The 18,787-nt window shown below is 44.8% G+C and carries 12 protein-coding genes; 2 read left to right on the top strand and 10 right to left on the bottom strand.

Annotation, left to right across the window (positions count from 1 at the left end):
* Positions 1-8 precede the first annotated feature (8 nt).
* Positions 9-1,643, bottom strand: a complete 1,635-nt coding sequence (locus FLAVO9R_RS07350) for an esterase/lipase family protein (RefSeq protein ID WP_159530091.1) — start codon at positions 1,641-1,643, stop codon at positions 9-11.
* Positions 1,644-1,836: 193 nt separating this feature from the next.
* Between FLAVO9R_RS07350 and rimO the strand changes: the two genes are divergently transcribed.
* Positions 1,837-3,279 (top strand): 30S ribosomal protein S12 methylthiotransferase RimO, encoded by a 1,443-nt coding sequence (gene rimO, locus FLAVO9R_RS07345; RefSeq protein ID WP_126872340.1) that lies wholly within the window; start codon positions 1,837-1,839, stop codon positions 3,277-3,279.
* A gap of 149 nt (positions 3,280-3,428) precedes the next feature.
* Here the strand turns inward: rimO and FLAVO9R_RS07340 are convergent, their stop codons facing one another.
* The 6 genes from FLAVO9R_RS07340 to FLAVO9R_RS07315 form a co-directional block, all read right to left on the bottom strand.
* Positions 3,429-4,088 carry an SDR family oxidoreductase gene (locus FLAVO9R_RS07340; protein ID WP_159530089.1) on the bottom strand — a complete coding sequence of 220 codons (660 nt, stop codon included), beginning with the start codon at positions 4,086-4,088 and terminating at the stop codon, positions 3,429-3,431.
* 230 nt (positions 4,089-4,318) lie between these two features.
* The gene (gene kdsB / locus FLAVO9R_RS07335; protein ID WP_159530087.1) at positions 4,319-5,068 is read right to left on the bottom strand and encodes a 3-deoxy-manno-octulosonate cytidylyltransferase; all 750 of its coding nucleotides are present in this window, start codon (positions 5,066-5,068) and stop codon (positions 4,319-4,321) included.
* 7 nt (positions 5,069-5,075) lie between these two features.
* Complete coding sequence (locus FLAVO9R_RS07330) at positions 5,076-5,270, bottom strand: Trm112 family protein (protein WP_013783967.1); 195 nt, start codon at positions 5,268-5,270, stop codon at positions 5,076-5,078.
* Positions 5,271-5,286: 16 nt separating this feature from the next.
* On the bottom strand, positions 5,287-6,288 hold the full coding sequence (lpxK, locus tag FLAVO9R_RS07325; RefSeq protein WP_159530085.1) for a tetraacyldisaccharide 4'-kinase: 1,002 nt from the start codon (positions 6,286-6,288) through the stop codon (positions 5,287-5,289).
* A gap of 9 nt (positions 6,289-6,297) precedes the next feature.
* Complete coding sequence (gene msbA / locus FLAVO9R_RS07320; RefSeq protein WP_159530083.1) at positions 6,298-8,043, bottom strand: lipid A export permease/ATP-binding protein MsbA; 1,746 nt, start codon at positions 8,041-8,043, stop codon at positions 6,298-6,300.
* A 92-nt stretch (positions 8,044-8,135) separates the two neighbouring features.
* Positions 8,136-10,718, bottom strand: a complete 2,583-nt coding sequence (locus tag FLAVO9R_RS07315; protein ID WP_159530081.1) for a DNA internalization-related competence protein ComEC/Rec2 — start codon at positions 10,716-10,718, stop codon at positions 8,136-8,138.
* Between the two features lie 69 nt (positions 10,719-10,787).
* On the opposite strand from FLAVO9R_RS07315, the gene FLAVO9R_RS07310 reads away from it, so the two are divergent.
* On the top strand, positions 10,788-11,324 hold the full coding sequence (locus FLAVO9R_RS07310; protein WP_159530079.1) for a DUF2062 domain-containing protein: 537 nt from the start codon (positions 10,788-10,790) through the stop codon (positions 11,322-11,324).
* A 136-nt stretch (positions 11,325-11,460) separates the two neighbouring features.
* Here the strand turns inward: FLAVO9R_RS07310 and ligA are convergent, their stop codons facing one another.
* The 3 genes from ligA to smc form a co-directional block, all read right to left on the bottom strand.
* On the bottom strand, positions 11,461-13,494 hold the full coding sequence (gene ligA, locus FLAVO9R_RS07305; RefSeq protein WP_159530077.1) for an NAD-dependent DNA ligase LigA: 2,034 nt from the start codon (positions 13,492-13,494) through the stop codon (positions 11,461-11,463).
* A 193-nt stretch (positions 13,495-13,687) separates the two neighbouring features.
* On the bottom strand, positions 13,688-15,283 hold the full coding sequence (zipA, locus tag FLAVO9R_RS07300; RefSeq protein WP_159530075.1) for a cell division protein ZipA: 1,596 nt from the start codon (positions 15,281-15,283) through the stop codon (positions 13,688-13,690).
* A gap of 19 nt (positions 15,284-15,302) precedes the next feature.
* Positions 15,303-18,770 (bottom strand): chromosome segregation protein SMC, encoded by a 3,468-nt coding sequence (gene smc, locus FLAVO9R_RS07295; RefSeq protein ID WP_159530073.1) that lies wholly within the window; start codon positions 18,768-18,770, stop codon positions 15,303-15,305.
* Positions 18,771-18,787 lie beyond the last annotated feature (17 nt).

Genomic DNA, 18,787 nt, shown 5'->3' with positions numbered 1-18,787 from the left:
TGGCATATTTATAAATGTTTTAATATAAACGACACGGCTTCAGGTGATTTAAACGAATTGTGCTTAGACACAACAATGAGTCTTTCTAAGGCCTCTGGTATATCGGCACTTTCGTAGGTCACCACGCCATCAGTGAGTAATAAACACACTTCCCTTCTTTCACATTCGGTTTCTTTTTTCGACCCAATAATGGAATAGGCTTTTCCTTGAATAGGCATAGGATACAGGGTGTTCATTAATGGGTGACCCGGCTTTAATGAATCAAGGCTCTTAAATTTAGTGTCGGTTAAATAGCTCTGCATGTCTGACTGAACAATGTCTACCCCATTTTCATCGAGCAAACCAACAAACATGTTTTTAAGTTCATAGGGTATTTGTACCAACGATGAACCAATATAACCTATCGCGGATGCCGCCAGCGCTGAACCTTTATGGGGCGTATCTAAATAAAAAACCGTATTAGTGTTGAACCTGGGTGCAAAGAAAAAAGTATCTCGAATATCTTCGGATATCGCTTTTTCAAGCTGCTCAGGAGGTACAGCAAAGGTGGTATTCCAAAAGGCGTCGCCAGGCGATACCGTAAGTAATTTGGTTATAAGCCCTCCTAAACTGTGCCCAATAAATACCGCTTCGCGAGTGATAAGTGGGTTATCAATAGTGGCCAGTAGCGCATCAAGCTCTCTTCGAATTTTCATAGCGCTATACAGTGGTGGTTGGCCTGAAGGGTAAAGCACATGCCAAATTTGATACCGTTCGTTCAACCATTCGTCATTCATTACTGCCATAGTCAAATAACGCCAAATTAATGGGTCGGAATTAAGACCATGGATCATAATAAGGGGAATTTTGGTGTCTGACATTTCCCCAATAACATAAATTCCCCTAAGGGCTTTTGCTTGCTTAGTACCCACAAAGCCTTTCCAGCGAAGCCCTCCGACTATCGCATCATTGAGTAAGGCTAAATAACTGGCACTTGGAGAGTACCGAGCCATGTAGGCGTTATTACCCACACGAACCGTGGTTCGGCCATGAATTTTCTGAGCATCTAACGTTATGTGCACCTCGTTACCGTCTAGCTTAATGTCCTGAAACATCAATGTGTAACTGCTGTACGTACCTTCTTGAGGGTAATAGGTCTGTTCAGTTTCTGTGGCTGCTTGTTCTCTTACTACCACGGCAACGCCGTATTCTCCTAGAATGTTGGGTTGCAGCGCATCTTCTGAAGGAAGCATTCTAGAAGCGAAAATTATGGGATGATCTAAATTTAAATGGGTGTGAAAATGGGCTTCATCTTCTTTTCCCGACATCCGCAATGTCAGCAAACTCATTAGCGCATCTCGATGACGTTTTAGTGCAAATTGGCGCTCGTCAGCACTAACATCATCCCGCCCAAGTAGCGCTTGTGTACACAACAAACTATTAATTAAGTCTTCTGACGAATGAGGCAATATGGTCACGCAACCCCAATAAAGTTCACGGGTGGTGTGCTCAAGAAAATCAAGGGTGTATTCTGGCGCATCAGACAAGCGCAAGGTAAGTGATGGTCGCTCAGGTTTATAATAGTCGGAAGAACATGATGCTAAACCAAGCATAACCAAGCTAAATAAGATGGGTAACGCATTGGTGCACTTATAACAGCCCATGAAGCCCTGCCGTAAATCCTAAATGAGAAGAGCAAAAGAGTATGATGAATTTTTGTTCAGTATTCCACTAATAGGCAGTAATGTTCTTAGTTGAAAAAGTTTTACCTCAAAGAGCTGCGAACCCGCCATACTTACTGTATAATCCGCGGCCATTTTAGGCACAAGTAGCGTCGTTTACCGGGTGATATTTTAGATGACTGTAGAAACCTTTAATCCAAGTAAAGCAGCAAACAAAACCACTACTTTAGAAACACCAGTCAAAACACTGACTGAAAATCGTAGTACAGGTGCAAGCAACGGCGCCCGCATTGGGTTTGTCAGCTTAGGCTGCCCAAAAAACTTGGTAGACTCCGAACGCATTCTTACGCAGTTACGTACCGAGGGCTACGATGTTGTTCCTACATACAACGATGCTGATTTGGTTATTGTTAATACCTGCGGCTTTATTGATGCGGCGGTAGAAGAGTCACTTGATACCATTGGTGAAGCGCTCAAAGAAAACGGCAAAGTCATTGTAACTGGCTGTTTGGGCATTAAAGAAGATGAAATCCGTGAAGTACACCCTAATGTACTGGCTATTACCGGCCCTCACGCTTATGAGTCGGTAGTTGAGCAAGTTCACGAACATTTACCTAAGCCTCAACATAATCCGTTTGAACATTTAGTGCCCGATCACGGTGTTAAACTTACGCCTCGTCATTACGCGTATTTAAAAATCTCAGAAGGTTGTAACCACAGGTGTACTTTCTGCATCATTCCATCGATGCGTGGCGACCTTGTAAGCCGCCCTGTGGGCAGTGTTTTAGACGAAGCAAAGCGTCTCAAAGCCGCTGGTGTTAAAGAGCTATTGGTTATTTCACAAGACACCAGTGCATACGGTGTTGATGTGAAGCACAGAACAGGCTTCTGGGATGGCATGCCCGTTAAAACTCACATGCAACAGTTGTGTGAAAAACTGGGTGAAATGGGCATTTGGGTGCGTCTTCACTATGTTTATCCCTACCCACATGTCGATGACCTTATTCCACTCATGAATGAAGGTAAAATTCTACCTTACCTTGATATCCCGTTTCAGCATGCCAATAAGCGTATCTTACGTTTAATGAAACGCCCTGGTAGTGCAGATCGCACCCTAGAGCGCGTTAAGAAATGGCGTGAAGCCTGCCCTTCATTGGTTATCCGTTCAACCTTTATCGTAGGTTTTCCGGGTGAAACCGAAGAAGAGTTTGAAGAGTTACTCGACTTTATTCGTGAAGCACAGTTAGATCGTGTAGGTGCATTTGCTTACTCACCGGTTGAAGGTGCTCGCGCCAACGACTTACCTGATCCTGTGCCTGAAGACGTTAAACAAGAACGTTTAGCACGCTTCATGGAAGTTCAGGGTGAAATTAGTGCACAGCGTTTACAAGCGCGCATTGGTAATGAATACCAAGTGGTTATCGACAGCGTAGACAGCGAAGGCGCTGTAGGCCGAACTTATGCCGATGCGCCTGAAGTTGATGGGCTAGTTCACCTTAATGGCGTATATGACGTGAAACCTGGTCAACGGGTGTGGGCTGAAGTCATTCATGCTAACGAACACGATGTGTGGGCGGTACTGTCTGAAGATCAAGACGAAGACGAAAGCCAAGATTAATCGTAGAAGAGGCCATTAGGCTTTCAACATGCTGATCGTAATAGTGACAATATAAGAAACAAAAAAACCGGTAGTTCCTAAAGAGTTACCGGTTTTTTAATCTTGTTATCGTATGTCAAAAACACAATCAGACACTAGTTGCCACGCACTTACCAAGGCAGTTCGTCGCCATTTGAATGAATGAATCGCCCTGCGTTATCAAGGGTCATTTCTTCGATACGAGCGACCAATCTCTCAGCCGAGGTATCGGCATCAATATCGCCGCTACCATTCACCATTTCAGTTTGAACAAACCCGGGGTGAAACAAACCAACCGCTATTCCTTGTGGCTTGAGATCGTTTGCTAGTGACACACCGGCTGCATTTAGCGCCGCTTTCGACATTCTATACCCGTAGTAACCGCCAGAAGTGTTATCAGTCATAGAACCCATTCTGCTGGTGATCATGGCTATCTTACTGTTGTCGGCCATTGATGGAAGAAGGGTTTGTGTGACAAGCAGAGGCCCCATGGCATTCACTCTAAACTGATAATCTATGGTATGGGGTTCCCAGTCTTCTAAGGTTTCTCTGCCTAACACACCCGCGTTATTAATGAGCAAATCAATCTTAACGTCTGTTAATTCCGCTAAACTATCTGCCAGCGTATCTGGCTGCGACACATCAACACCGGTTATCACTTTAACGCCAGCTGAATTCAGCTCATCACAACTATTGCGACAGGTGGCGTACACTGTCGCGCCTTTCGATTTGAATTGCTTAACTAGGGCTAGACCAATACCGCGGTTGCCCCCTGTAATGACTACGTTCATTTTAACGCTCCCTATTTATATGCTGCACGCTACAAATACCAATGCTATAAAGAAAAAAGTCGATGACATGTATTCACAATGAATGCCAGTGTTAACCAGTTATTGGCAACGCTTAATTAGCCTTTCAGCAGGCTAATCATTTTTGCATTTGAATACCGGAATATCTTTTGGCTTTTTTTGATGATTACTCGTTTTTTTCAGCCGCTAAAAAAGCGAATAAAAAGCGCGGCTTACCCTAATGATGCCAGCAAACGCGCAAGATCCTCAGGCGTGTCTATGCCAACGGGTGGTTTAGCATCTGCTACGTCGCAATGGATTTTGTCGCCATACCACAATGCCCGAAGCTGCTCGAGAGACTCAATTTGCTCAAGGGCACTAGGCTGGTAACTTACGTACTGCTGCACGTATTGTGCACGGTACGCATAAATGCCTATATGTCTAAAATACAACTTAGGATCAGCACTTTGACGGTTTTCCATCATACGATCACGTTCAAATGGAATGGCCGAACGAGAGAAATACATCGCCTCTTGATGTGCATTTACCAGTACTTTAACCATATTAGGATTGAATACATCGTCGCTTTCTAAAATGGGCGTAGACAAGGTCGCCATCACACATTGAGGTGCATTCGACAAATTATTTGCTACTTGCTTAATATTTGCCGCGGGTATGAAAGGTTCATCGCCTTGCACATTAACCACTATGCTATCAGCGGCAATGTTTTCTTTCTCTATCACTTCTGCTATGCGTTCGGTGCCTGACTGGTGTGTATCGGCCGTCATACAAACATGAGCAAATTGGTTAGCGGCATCGGCAATACGCATATCGTCAGTGGCGACTATTATTCGCTCAGCCCCCGCCTCAGTGGCTCGCTCCACCACATGCTGAATCATGGGTTTACCGTTAATATCAGCCAGAGGTTTACCTGGAAAACGGCTAGAGCCATATCGTGCGGGAATAACTACTGTAAATGCCATCACACACCTATCGCGTTGCGTCTACTTCATCGAGTGTCATTACCGTTGCTTTGCTTTCGATAAGCACCGGAATACCGTCTTTAATGTCGTAAGCCAAACGGTCAAAGCGGCAGATTAGCTTATCTTTTTCATCATTAAGCACCAACTTCCCTTTGCACACTGGGCATGCCAGTACTTCTAATAATTTGTTATCAAATGCCATTGTATTTCCTTGCTTGCTAAGGCGTCATTGTTAAGCCGGCATTAACCAGCTTGTTATCTATTTGTGTGAAAAACTTCTGATCGATATTTGCTGAAACGGGCAAATACCAACAATCGTTGTGGGCGATATCACTTACCTTCACCGCATCTTTTTCGGTCATTAGCACAGTACCTGATGGGATTTCATCTGCTGTAAATTGGTGATGGTCAGGGAAAGGTAACGTGCTTGACAGCGTTAGCCCCATACTCTTTAACTGCGAGAAAAAGCGTTCAGGCGCACCAATACCCGCCATGGCAGTAATAGTCTTACCGGATAAGCTAGTAAGCTCAGTCTGCTCAGTGGGCTTTGTTACAGAGCACACTTCTGAAGCCTCTAGGTGCATAAGGTACTGAGGTGTTTGGCCTGCTTTAAGGTTTGGTATCTTATTGTCAGCACGGTTATGCACGATGGCATCTACGGTTGCCAGCCGCCAGTGACCTTCCCTAAGCGGCCCCATAGGTATTAAAAAGCCACTGCCGGTTAACCGTTCGTCCATTACCACCACTTCAACATCTCTTGCTAACGCATAATGTTGAAGACCATCATCACAGATAATGAGGTCGCAATTAAGATCATTTGAAAGATAATCTGCGCCTCGGCTACGTATAGGGTCAATCACCACGGGTACTTGACTTCGAATGGCCAGTAGTCGAGGTTCATCCCCTACTTCACTGGCATCATCATTCGCGGTGACTTGACGAGGGTAATAGCTAGACTTACCGCCATACCCTCTACTTAAAATACCAACTCGAATACCTTTTTCGCGATAATACTGCGCGAGTGCAAGTACTACGGGGGTTTTACCGTTACCGCCAACCGAAATATTGCCTACTACAATAACCTTAGCACGGCCGCGATACACTTTTTTCAGGCCTGTAGAGAACAAAAATCTACGAAAAGCTGATATCAGCCAGAAAAGTATCGCGAGTGGCAATAACAGCCACACTAGCGGGTGACCAGCGTACCAGCGCTTCACCATACGGTTCACTTAGTTATCACCAAACTGTAGCGCGTGAAGCTGCGCATAATGCCCACCTTTTTCAAGTAGCTCCTGATGCTTACCACTTTCAATAATGCGACCTTGCTCAACCACCATGATAGTGTCGGCATTTTCAATCGTCGATAACCTGTGTGCTACCACAATACTGGTACAACGTTTTTGCAATGTTTCTAGTGCATCTTGAATAAGCCTTTCCGATTCCGTATCTAGCGCCGAGGTCGCTTCGTCTAAAATCAGAATAGGCGCATCGGCTAAAATAGCGCGGGCAATAGCGATACGTTGACGTTGGCCGCCAGATAACATAAGACCATTTTCACCAATAACGGTATCGATACCTTCAGGTAAATTACCCAAAAACTCATCGACGTGAGCCATTTTGCAGGCTTGCTCAATTTTGGCCTGCGACACGGTTTCTTTTGCACCATAAGCAATGTTATTGGCAATAGAATCGTTAAACAATGTTACGTTTTGCGACACTACCGCAAACTGCGCCCGTAGTGATTTTAAATCGATACTGTCTAAAGGGTTGTCATCCAACCTGACTTGCCCACTTTGCGGGGAATAGAACCGGGTAAGTAGCGACGAAATGGTCGACTTTCCGCTTCCAGAACGCCCTACCAAAGCAACAGAGTGGCCAGGTTCTGCGGTAAACGAGACGTTCGTTAACGCAGGCGAATGCTTGCCTGGGTAAGTAAAGGTCACATCATCGAATTCAATTTTTCCAACTGCACGCTCTACTTTTATGTCGCCTGAATCGGCTTCGTTTTCCCTATCTAATATTTCAAATACGCTTACGCAGGCAGTCATGCCTTTTTGAAACTCATTATTAATCGTCGTCAGTTGCTTCAAAGGTTTTAGTAGCATCACCATACAAAACACCACGTTGATAAATACACCCGCAGAGAGCTTTTCAACCATGCCCGGCGTACTGGCAATATAAAGCACTACGGCTAACGCAACAGACGCAATAACCTGAATAGACGACACACTTAAAATTTGGGTAACCGCAAGCTTCATGGTTTGTTGGCGGTTATTATTATTTTTCTGCTCGAAGCGTTTTTGTTCGATGGTTTGCCCACCAAACATAATGACCACTTTATGGCCTTTTACCGCCTGCTCTACCGCAGAGGTTAAATTGCCCATCGCTTGTTGAATGTTTCGACTCACCACTCTAAACCGCTTACTCACGAATGAGACAATAACGGCAACTAAAGGGCCAATTAACAAGAAGATAATAGATAACTGCCATGAGTAATAAAACATTACCGCGAGTAGTCCAATAACAAGCGCCCCTTCCCGAACCAAGGTTAACAAGGCTTTACCAGAAGCATTGGCAACTTGTTCGGTGTCGTAGGTCACTTTACTAATTAACGCCCCCACTGCTTGGGTATCGTGGAATGACACCGGTAAATGGATATATTTATCGAACAACTGTTGTCGCATACGCATGACGACCTGCGCACCAATCCACGTTAATGTATAGGTACCAAGAAAGTTAAATAGACCCCGTAACAAAAACAAAGGAACTATCGCATACGCAGCTAATCGTAAGTACGCCTGATCATTTTTCCCTAGTGACTCGTCAATCATGGGCTGCAATTGTGCAAATACGAAAGTATCTACTGCGGAGTAGCCCACCATGCCAATAACGGCAACGAAGAAAGGGAGTTTAAATTCACGCAGATAGCGTAAAAAGCGTTTAACCTGGAAGGCCGACGGATCGGTTTGTTGCATCAAAGTGTTTTAACCTGTTCGTTATTCATTACTTTCACCCTAGCTATTGTACTAGTACTTGAGTAATTTCCCTAATCAACCCCATGCTTTGCTTAGAAATTGTCCTCATTTTTCAATTCAGATTCTGAAGAAACAAGGTGCCTAGGCGTGTAACTTGGCAAATACCATCGGTTTTGGGTGTCCTTTCGTTCTGAACTAACTATATAGTCACCTTCTGCGAACTCAAGTCGAATGAAACCAAATTCGCTAGTGGTAAACTGGCGAACGCCATAATGCTGGTAGCGAGAAAAAACAGATTTGCTTGGAAATTTCCATCTATTTTCATACCCTTGGGTATAAATAACCACATCAGGGGAAACACTTTGGATCCATATATCGGTGGATGAGGTTTTACTGCCATGATGTGGTGCAATTAACACATCAGCACGTACTGTCATTTTTTTGTAGTTACTTTTATCATCTTGAAAGCCGTTTTTTCTCGCATCAACTCCCACTGCCATTCGCCTTTTTTCTGCATGCAGTATGGCATACTCACTTGCTCGTTCAATATCACCAGGAAGCAGAATACTGTGGTGTCCATCATCAATTTTAATCACGCAAGACATGGCATTACTGTCTTCTTGATTCCCTTTTACAGGCCATAAAAAGGTAAGTGTTAACCCTTGCCAGTTTATTACCCTACCGCGCTCACATCCCTCTATCGGGCTTATCCATGTTGGTTGAATACCTTTGTTGTCTAACCAGGCTTTGAATGGTTTTTCCCCCCCTGCGTGATCAGTATCACCATGACTATGAATAACCATATCTACTTGTTCACTGTTATTTCGCTTGAGGAATGCAGGTATAACCTTACTCGCTAATGGCGCTTCACCGTTATACATAGGCCCTGTATCAATAATGATGGCTTGGGGCCCCTTTGTTAGCGCAATTGCCGTTCCCTGCCCAGCATCAAACACATTTACAAACCAGCGAGTTGGAGAAGAATGAATAAAGGAGAAGGTAACGGGGAGTATTAGCAATAACACACAGACCCATTTGTATCGCCACCTGGGTAATATTGTTAATAACATGGCGATAAGCAGGCAAATCACTGTGCCTGTGGTGGGATAAAAGTGAATAGCGCTTATTGGCCAAGATGCCGCTTCGCTCAAACACGCTAAAAGCCAGCCTAATACCCTATCTATTTTGAGTAACACCCAAATAGCAAAACCTAAACTGGCAGGAATATAATACCCCGCCATCACGGCAAGCAATGCAACAGGAAGAATAAGTGTAATGATAGGCAATACAAAGAGGTTAACGAAAATCCCTATAGTACTAGCCGTACCAAACCATAATAGGGTGATAGGCGCCATCGCAATACTAACCCCTAACTGCATGCAGCATAATGCCTTATACCAAGGCATTGCTTGAAACCGAAATCGCCAATTAAGCAGCCAAATACTCATCACCGCGCCAATACTTAAGTAAAAGCTGGCTTGCAGCAACGACAAAGGAAACAACACAATACAAGTGAACAGCATGAAAACGCCCATATGAAATGGCCGTAACACACTATTGAATACAGCAAAGCCTATACCCACTAACAATAAAACAAAGGCCCTTACCACAGGCAGCGCCATACCGCTTAACATGACATAGAGGGCCGCACTAATAATCAAGGTTGTTAATACGTAGCCCCTTAGGTTTATAAAAGCATACTTCCCATTCGCCATGCTGCTGGCGAAAAGAATCACCGCACTACAGGCATAAAATGCCGTCATGGCGATAATGGATAAGTGCATTCCCGATATACTGAATATATGTGCGGTACCCGTTTGCCCAATGGTTTGCCAGTCTTCTTTGGTCAACAGACTACGTTCCCCAATCAATAACGCCTGAAACCAGCGCATTTGAATAAGGGGCAGTGTAGATAAAAAACTCGACATATTGTGACGAGTGCTATGGTTGTGAACCACGGTTTCACTGTGTAACTGTTTGATATAACCCGTAGCAACAATTTCTTGGCTGGCAAGGTATTGTTGCCGATTGAAGCCTACTGGGTTGAGGGTTCCGTAGGCAGGTTTTAATTTCGCTATGGCAGTAAATTTGTCGCCGTTGTGTAAGCATATGCCCGTCACGCGATGGCTCAATGTCATTTTTCGAGTGAATTTCAGTGCTATATCGTCTATGGCTTTGACGTTGACGACATACGCCATAAATCGCTGTTTATCTTTTTCATACCCTGCGCTTTGGGAAGGTTTAGATATTCCTACGTTTGCTACACTTTCGATTTTTTCCGAGGTTTGTGTATTTACTCTATTTTCTTGGCTACCCACGGCGCTTTTTTGACCACTGAGACAGCCGCCATGGTCAACTACCGCATTAATTGTGACATCTTGTTGAATTTTGCTCTGTGGTAGTTGCCAAGATAGGTGCCAATACCCTAAACTCGCCAACCATGTAGCACCTATTAACGCGCCACTAACTACAATAAGGCCAAATTTCATCCAACGAGTTTGCTCGTTACCACTTATTGTTTGTATGTGAAAATTACGCATTGAAAGGAACAGCAGTACACCACCACCTATGGCCAGCGTCATCACTACGTTTAGCGATGGCAACGTGGGCCATAAAGCTGCGGTTGTTGCGCTAACACAAAAACTGCCACACCAAATTGTGATACGATTTACCATTGTTTTACGTAGCAATAAATATAGTTGGCTGAATGTAGCCCACAAGTTGATAGTTAACGAACGAGTGTTATGCCAAAGAAATTTATTAGACGTTTCCTGCCCGAACCGCAGGCTGTAAAGAACAACAAAATTCTGCGCGTATTTGGCAGCGTTTTGCACGAACCTAATTTATGGCATTTAAACAGACGTTCAGCGGCAGGCGGGTTTTGTATTGGGCTGTTTTTTGCTTTTTGGCCTGTGCCCTTTCAAATGTGGCTTTCTGCGGGTGTCGCCATTCCTTTTCGTGCGAATTTGCCGCTATCGGTAGCCACAGTGTGGGTAACCAACCCCTTCACCATTCCGCCCATATTTTATGCTGCATATAAAATTGGTTCTACTGTACTTGGGACCAAGCCTGAACACTTTGAATTCCAATTCAGTTGGCAGTGGGTAGTGGAAAGTATCAGCACCATTGGCCCCGCATTTTTGGTTGGCTGCGCAATTTGTTCCATTATCGCCAGCGCTGTGGGGTACTTTACACTTAATTGGATTTGGCGCTTTCAGGTAAAGAAAGCATGGGAGCGCAGAAGATTGGCTCGTGCAAAAGCGAAATTGCAAGCCCAGTAGCGTGCTCACCCTGCCGACACCCAGGCAGACAAACACGTAAATAAACACGAAAAAGGCGCTTTTAAGCGCCTTTTTTACATTTGAATGGTTTACGTTCTGTTAATGCTGGCTGCTCATGCTGTACTAATTATAAAGGCTAGTCATGCTCTGCTAAAAAGGCGAGTAATCTAGCTTCATCCCACACGTCAACATCTAGCTCTTGTGCTTTGGTCAACTTAGAGCCCGCTTTTTCACCCGCGACCAAAAATGAGGTATTTTTCGATACCGAGCCTGCCACTTTGGCTCCCAACAATTGCAGTTTCGCTTTTACATCAGAGCGGCCCATTTCGCTTAGTGTCCCTGTTACTACGCAGGTTTTTCCATCCAGGGGTAACGCACTTTGTGGTTTTTTCTCAATTGCAGGCCAATTAATACCCGCCTCTAGTAAGGCGTCGATAACATCGGTGTTGTGCGGTTCGTTGAAGAAGTTATGCAAATGCGCCGCAACAATAGCGCCTACATCTTGCACTTCAATGAGTTCGTCTTCGCTCGCATTACGAACTGCATCAAGGGTTTCAAAGTGCATAGCAAGATTAGCCGCAGTAGCCTCACCGACTTCCCTAATGCCTAACGCATATAAAAACTTAGCAAGCGTTGTGGCTTTAGATGCCTCAAGAGAAAGCAACAATTTCGCAGCAGACTTCTCAGCCATTCGCTCAAGGCCTACCACATCGCCCAATTTAAGCTGAAAGAAATCTGCAGGGCTATGTACTAAATCGGCATCCACGAGTTGGTCGACCAACTTATCGCCTAAACCATCGATATCAAAAGCTTTTCGAGAGGCAAAGTGCTTTAACGCTTGCTTGCGCTGCGCTGCACATATTAAACCACCGGTACAGCGAGCAACCGCTTCATCTTCTAATTTTTCAACATTTGAGCCACAAACTGGACAGGATGTAGGAAAGGCAATGTCTCTCACACTGTCATCCCTTTTAGCTTGTACAACAGAAACCACTTGGGGAATAACATCGCCTGCACGTCGAATAATAACGTAGTCGCCTACTTTCACCCCTAGTCGGTCAATTTCATCTTGGTTATGTAGTGTGGCGTTTGACACAGTAACACCGCCAACAAACACGGGCTCTAATCTTGCCACTGGCGTTATTGCACCGGTACGTCCTACTTGAAACTCAACATCTAACAGTTTGGTTATTTCTTCTTGAGCAGGGAATTTCTGCGCAATGGCCCAGCGCGGCGCGCGTGCCACAAAGCCTAATGTTTGTTGTACGCTAATATCATCAACTTTAAACACTACGCCATCAATATCGTAAGGTAAGTCGTCACGAAGGGTCAATATACGCTGATAATACGCTAAGCAGCCTTTGCCTCCCTCTGCGGTGTCGATATCAGGGCATAAGGGTATACCCCACTCACCTAACTGCGCTAATCGCGCACTATGATGATGTGGAAGCTCAAAATCCTCAGGCGTAACCACACCCAAAGAATAGGCGTAAAACATTAACGGGCGTTTCGCTGTTACTTTTGAATCAAGCTGTCTAAGGCTTCCAGCGGCAGCATTACGCGGATTAGCGAAAACTTTACCGTCGTTAGCACGCTGATAATCATTAAGCGCTTCAAAGCCCTTTTTAGGCATAAATACTTCGCCGCGAACTTCCAATCGAGATGGGTAGTTTTCGCCGCGTAATTTAAGAGGAACGTTAGCAATGGTGCGAACATTGGTAGTAATGTTCTCGCCAACTTGGCCATCACCCCGAGTCGCTGCACGTACCATTTCGCCATTTTCATAAAGAATACTAACCGCCAACCCATCAAGCTTTGGTTCGCAACTAAAACCGAGTTCTTTATTGTCTTTCAGGCGATCGTAAATACGTTTTTCAAACGCCAATAGCGACACATCATCAAACGCGTTATCAAGTGATAACATAGGCACTTCATGGGTAACTTGCTCGAAAGCAGAAAGCGCAGAGCCCCCCACTTTTTGACTTGGCGAACTTACACTCTGCAATTCAGGGAATTGCTTTTCGATGCTAATGAGTTCCTGCATATCTCTATCATATTGCGCATCGGGCACTGTAGGGGCATCGAGTACATAGTATTGATAGTTGTATTCATTTATCTGCCCACGAAGTGATTCGGCGCGGGCTTTTGCTTGTTCTAACGTGTCTGACATGATGATACTTGCGTGTAATTTTTTAAAAGAAATGGCGGTTTCACTCTGCTAACTAAAACAAAAAGCAGCACGCTCACTCAATGCTAATTGAGTGACTGTACTTAACGCCAAATAATTGTCCTAATGGTAGCATGAGAAAACAAAAAAGGGCCGCTAAAAAGACAGGCCCTTTATGCAAATTTGTAGGAATTGACTACTGGCGGGTAATCATACGTTTGCGTTCAAACTCACGTATTTTTTCCATGTATTGCTGTAAACCTTGTTTAGTTAGCACACTACGACGTCCATCAAGCACTTGAGCACCGAACTCATCCGCCAACTTACGTGCAGCGTTGTGCATCATATTGAACACTTGATGAGGGTCGCCCTCAATGGGCAGGATCATAAACAGAGAAACACCCTGCGTGTTAAACGTTTCGAGACTATCAATATCGAAAATTCCAGGCTTAAACATATTAGCCAAGCTAAATAATACCGGCCCTTTACCATTTGAATTGACATGACGATGGAAAATATCTTGGTCACCAAACTTAAAGCCAAGCGTTAATAGCATTGGCAACAAGGCCGCGCCAGCTATTGGGTCGTCCTCGGGGGCTTTCACGTTGAGTACGAGTACTTCTTGCTCAACTTGCTCAGAAGCGCCGCCGTTTTGGGTGCGGCTGCCAGAAGCAGTAGCACTTTGCATACTGTTATCTTGGCTGTCTTTACTGGTACTTTCTGCGCTTCCTGCATTGGCTGCACTCCCTGCACTATCGTCAAAATCGATACGCATTTGATCATCGCCAAATTTAGGCTCTTGGCGCTTACGGGAAATAGGTTTGCTGCGCTTTCCTTTCATAAAGCGCTTAGCTTGTTCACCTAGGCCGCTGGCACTAACGACTTCAGCACCTTCGCTTGCCTGATTTGGGGTCTCTTTGTGGCCTGTTTGCGCAGTATTACCCGACACAGATTGTGTTGCCGGTGAGTCCAAACTGAAATCATCAATTTCTGGTGAGTTGTGTTCAGGCGTTGGTTGGCTATTGCCCGCATCAGGAGACACTGGTGTACTGTCTATAGCACTATAAGTCGCAGAAGGCTGGTTGGTAGCGGCAGTTTCAACTTCGCTAGCAGGTTCATCTTCGCCTTCTCGTAATAGAAAACCTGGCGGTTCTGGGAATGCATCTGAACTAAATCCATCATCTTCACTGGCAGGGGCGGAAGTGCTTTGAAGGTGTGGCTTTGGATTAGACACCACCGAACCATAAAGCTTAGGTTTATCGGCTACCTTTTCTTTCGGTGTATTAGTGTCGGAAGCGGAATCTTCAGCGCTCGATCCAGTACTAGAGAAATTAGCTTCTTTCTGCGTAGAATCAGCTAAAGGATCACCCGTTTCATTGTAAGGCGATGTTTTATCCGATACGTTATTAACATCACGCTCAACACTAGCATCGCTATCATCGGTGCCATCGCTACCATAAAAACTTTTTGCTTTGGAGGTACTCGCCGCAGTGTGATTGTCATGGCTAGATGCATCATCTACGTTTTGCTCATCGCTTGTATGAAAGCTGTCTTGTGAATTTCCTTCAGCACTGCCGGCGCTAACCACGCGAACTTGGCCAATACCTAACTCGTCAAAACCTTTTGATTGCGAACTCTCTTCCTCGCCAGTATCTGCCCACTGACGAGGTTCAACCCGAGGTTTACTGCTCGGCTTACCGTTTTTGCGAATTTTCCAAATACCGTGCGCAAGCACTGCAATTATAAAGCAGGTACCTGCAAACAATAGTGATAGACGTAATTCATCTTCCATTTAGCTTCGTCGCCCTTTGTTATGCTTCTGCGAAAGCCATTGCTTGTTCAACATCAACCGCTACCATCCTAGACACACCAGGCTCTGCCATGGTAACACCGGTTAAATGACTTGCCATTTCCATCGCAATTTTATTGTGGGTGATATAAATAAACTGTACCGTTTGCGACATTTCTGAAACCAAGTTACAAAAACGCCCAACGTTAGCATCATCCAATGGTGCATCAACTTCATCCAGCAAACAAAATGGTGCTGGATTAAGCCTAAATATCGCAAATACCAATGATAAAGCGGTTAACGCTTTTTCTCCACCGCTTAAAAGGTGAATTGTACTATTTTTCTTACCAGGAGGGCGCGCCATGATAGTCACCCCAGTTTCTAGCAAGTCATCGTCGGTTAACGCTAAATAAGCAGAGCCTCCTCCAAACACTTTTGGAAACAGGGTTTTCAAATCTTGGTTCACTTGCTCAAACGTAGTAGAAAAACGGGTACGGGTTTCTTTATCTATTTTACGTATTGCGCTCTGCAATGTGTCTAACGCATCGGTTAAGTCATGATATTGAGTATCAAGGTGTAACTTTCGTTCCGATTGGGTATCAAATTCTTCTACTGCTGCTAGGTTCACCGCCCCTAACCGTGACAAACTGCCCTGCGTGCTTTCAAGTTCCTTCTGACACTTTGTTTCATCTGCCGCGTCAGGCAGTGTTTCAAGTATAGATTTGAGCGACTGCTTGCTGTCTTCTAGCTGTTCCAAAATAGCGGAAGCACGCACTTTAAAGCCCTCAATCTCAATATTGAGCTTTTCAATGCTACTCGTGCGCTCTTGAATGTCTTTGGCTAACGCCTGTTGACCTTTTTCTGACTCACGCAGCATTTGTTCTATTTCATCATGCTTAGATTGGTACTCGGAACGCTTGTTTTCAAGTTCACTTTTTTGTGTAAGCAGTTCTTGTAGTTGGACTTTTTGAACCGCTTGTGGCGCCGACAAATCTGTAAGCTCTTTGCTTAGCGTATCTCGTCTTGATTGATAGTCGGTTAGCTGTTGTTGGTTACGCGTTACCTGTTGGGCGTATAAGTTCTGATGACTTTCCAATTGCTGTACTTTTAATGCCATTTCATGAGCCTGATGTGTTAACGACTCTACCTTACTACGAAGTTGCGCCACCTTATTATCAAATTGTTCTCGGTTATTTTGCGCTTCGCTAACGCGCTCTTCGTATTCCGATAACTGCGCTTCATGAATTTCAAGCTGTTCAGATAATGTTATAAGCTGCGCATCTTCTTTACTCAACATGACGTTTTGCTTGCTTAATTCGTCTTTAAGTTTTGCGCTTCGCGCCGCTAACTGCTCGTTTTGCATCACCAAGACAGACATGGCATTGGTATGCTGAACTAGGGTATTTTTAAGGTTCTCATAAGTGAGTTTGGCATGGTCACTTTGCTCAGTATTACGACTAACCAGCACAGTGGCCTCTTCTACTTTTGTCAGGGCTGATAATTTATCGTTTTCAATACGGTTAAGCTTTTCACTTAATTCAGCCAGCTTTGATGCTCTATGTAACACGCTGTTTTCAACTTCACCGCCCCGCACTACCCAATCTTTAGCACACCACAGACCTTCTTCTGAAAGTACGGACATTGTGTTTTGAAGGGTGCTGACCATATTCACTGCATCAGCGTTGGTTTCACACAATAGAATATGATTGAACGCTTCTGGCACCCGTTCGTTTGGTAAAACGGCAGCCAAGGTGTTGGGTTGTTTTACATCGGTGAAAGCTGATTGGGCAAACACCCGCCCCCCCATGGGCAAAAGCGGTATATGATTAACTAAGTCGTTTATTTCAAGAGAACCGGCAATATAAGGTTGATGCCAATAGCGCAATACGGTTTCCACACAGTCATTCAAATGTTCTGGCACATTCAGCTGCTGCCACAACAATTGTAAGTCGCTATGAATGTCTGAATTACTGGTAGCTGCATCGTCTTGTAGTGCAGACAGTGCCGCAATTGTAGATTGTACAGATTGTCGTTCGCCGTCTCGCTGTCTATGCAATGTGTCAGCTTGTGCTAAGGCTTGTTGACTGCTTTTAAGGGCTTCTTTGGTGTCGTTGTATTGTTCCAACGCCTCGCTTACCTGAACTTCGGCTTCATCAATTTGCGCGGACAACATGGCAATGCGATCGGCAATATCATCGGTATCAAGCTGGCTAAGCTCATCGTTCAGTTCACTGATACGCTGCGAAGTACGAAGCTGCATGTTCATTGTCGACTGAATTTGACTATGACAGGTTTGCACTTCTTGCTTTAAACGATGATAAATTTGTTCGTGCTCGCGACTTTGTGCACTGAAATCACGGCGTTCTTGCTCGGCATTTTCAAACATGTCTTTGGCTTGCGCCAAGGCTTCATCATTTAACTCTTGCTGGGGCACCAAGTTGTCTAAACCCGATTTAGACGTGGCCAATGCTTGGTTAGCTTCATCTAACCCAGTGACTAACAAGTTTGTTTGCTCATTCAACGTGACAAGTTCGGCCTCAATTTGCTGTTTGCGCTGCTGACTATGCAATTCGGTTTGTTCAATGCGAGTAATAGCGTTACTGGTGGTAAATAGCTGCTGCTGTACATCATCGGCAGCTTGTTTGTTTTGCGCCAGTTGCTCTTTGTAGGTGAGCATGCCCGCTTCATCGCCATGTTGCCGTAACACTAATGCATCAAGTGCTTGCTGGTGACCTTGCAGCGCCTGCTTTAAGTTTTCAGTTTGTTCGCTATTTTTTAAAAAGCGAATACCCGCTAATTGCCCCTTCAGTTCACGCACTTTCTCACGCAACATTTTATAACGGGTTGCAGTCGCGGCTTGGCGCTGAAGCTTTTCAAGTTGTTGACCAAGTTCATCACGCACATCATTTAACCGCGCTAGATTATCTTGGGTGTGGCGAATACGATTTTCGGTTTCCCGCCTTCTTTCTTTGTACTTGGAAATACCGGCCGCTTCTTCGATGAAAATTCGCAGCTCTTGCGGCTTAGATTCTATTAGCCGAGAAATCATACCTTGTTCAATAATGGCGTAAGAGCGAGGCCCTAACCCTGTGCCCAAAAACAAATCGGTCACATCACGACGACGACATTTAGTGCCGTTTAGAAAATAGGTAGATTGGGCATCGCGGGTAACTAATCGTTTTACCGACAATTCACTGTAGGTCGCATATTCGCCGCCAATTCGCCCTGCACTGTTATCAAAAAATAACTCAACACTGCACTGCCCCACAGGTTTGCGTGCGGTAGAGCCGTTGAAGATAACGTCGGTCATGGCATCGCCACGTAAATTCTTAGCAGAACTTTCCCCTAACACCCATCGTACGGCATCGATTACATTCGACTTTCCGCACCCATTTGGGCCGACAACAGCGGTCATTTCACTAGGAAAAGGAATTGTGGTTGGGTCTACAAAGGACTTAAAGCCCGCTAGTTTGATCTTTTTTAAACGCACAACAATACCTTACGCAC

This window comes from Alteromonas sp. 38 (genome assembly GCF_902506055.1).
GTDB classification, from domain to species: Bacteria; Pseudomonadota; Gammaproteobacteria; order Enterobacterales; family Alteromonadaceae; genus Alteromonas; species Alteromonas lipotrueae.
This window is presented reverse-complemented; position numbering and strand designations above follow the sequence as displayed.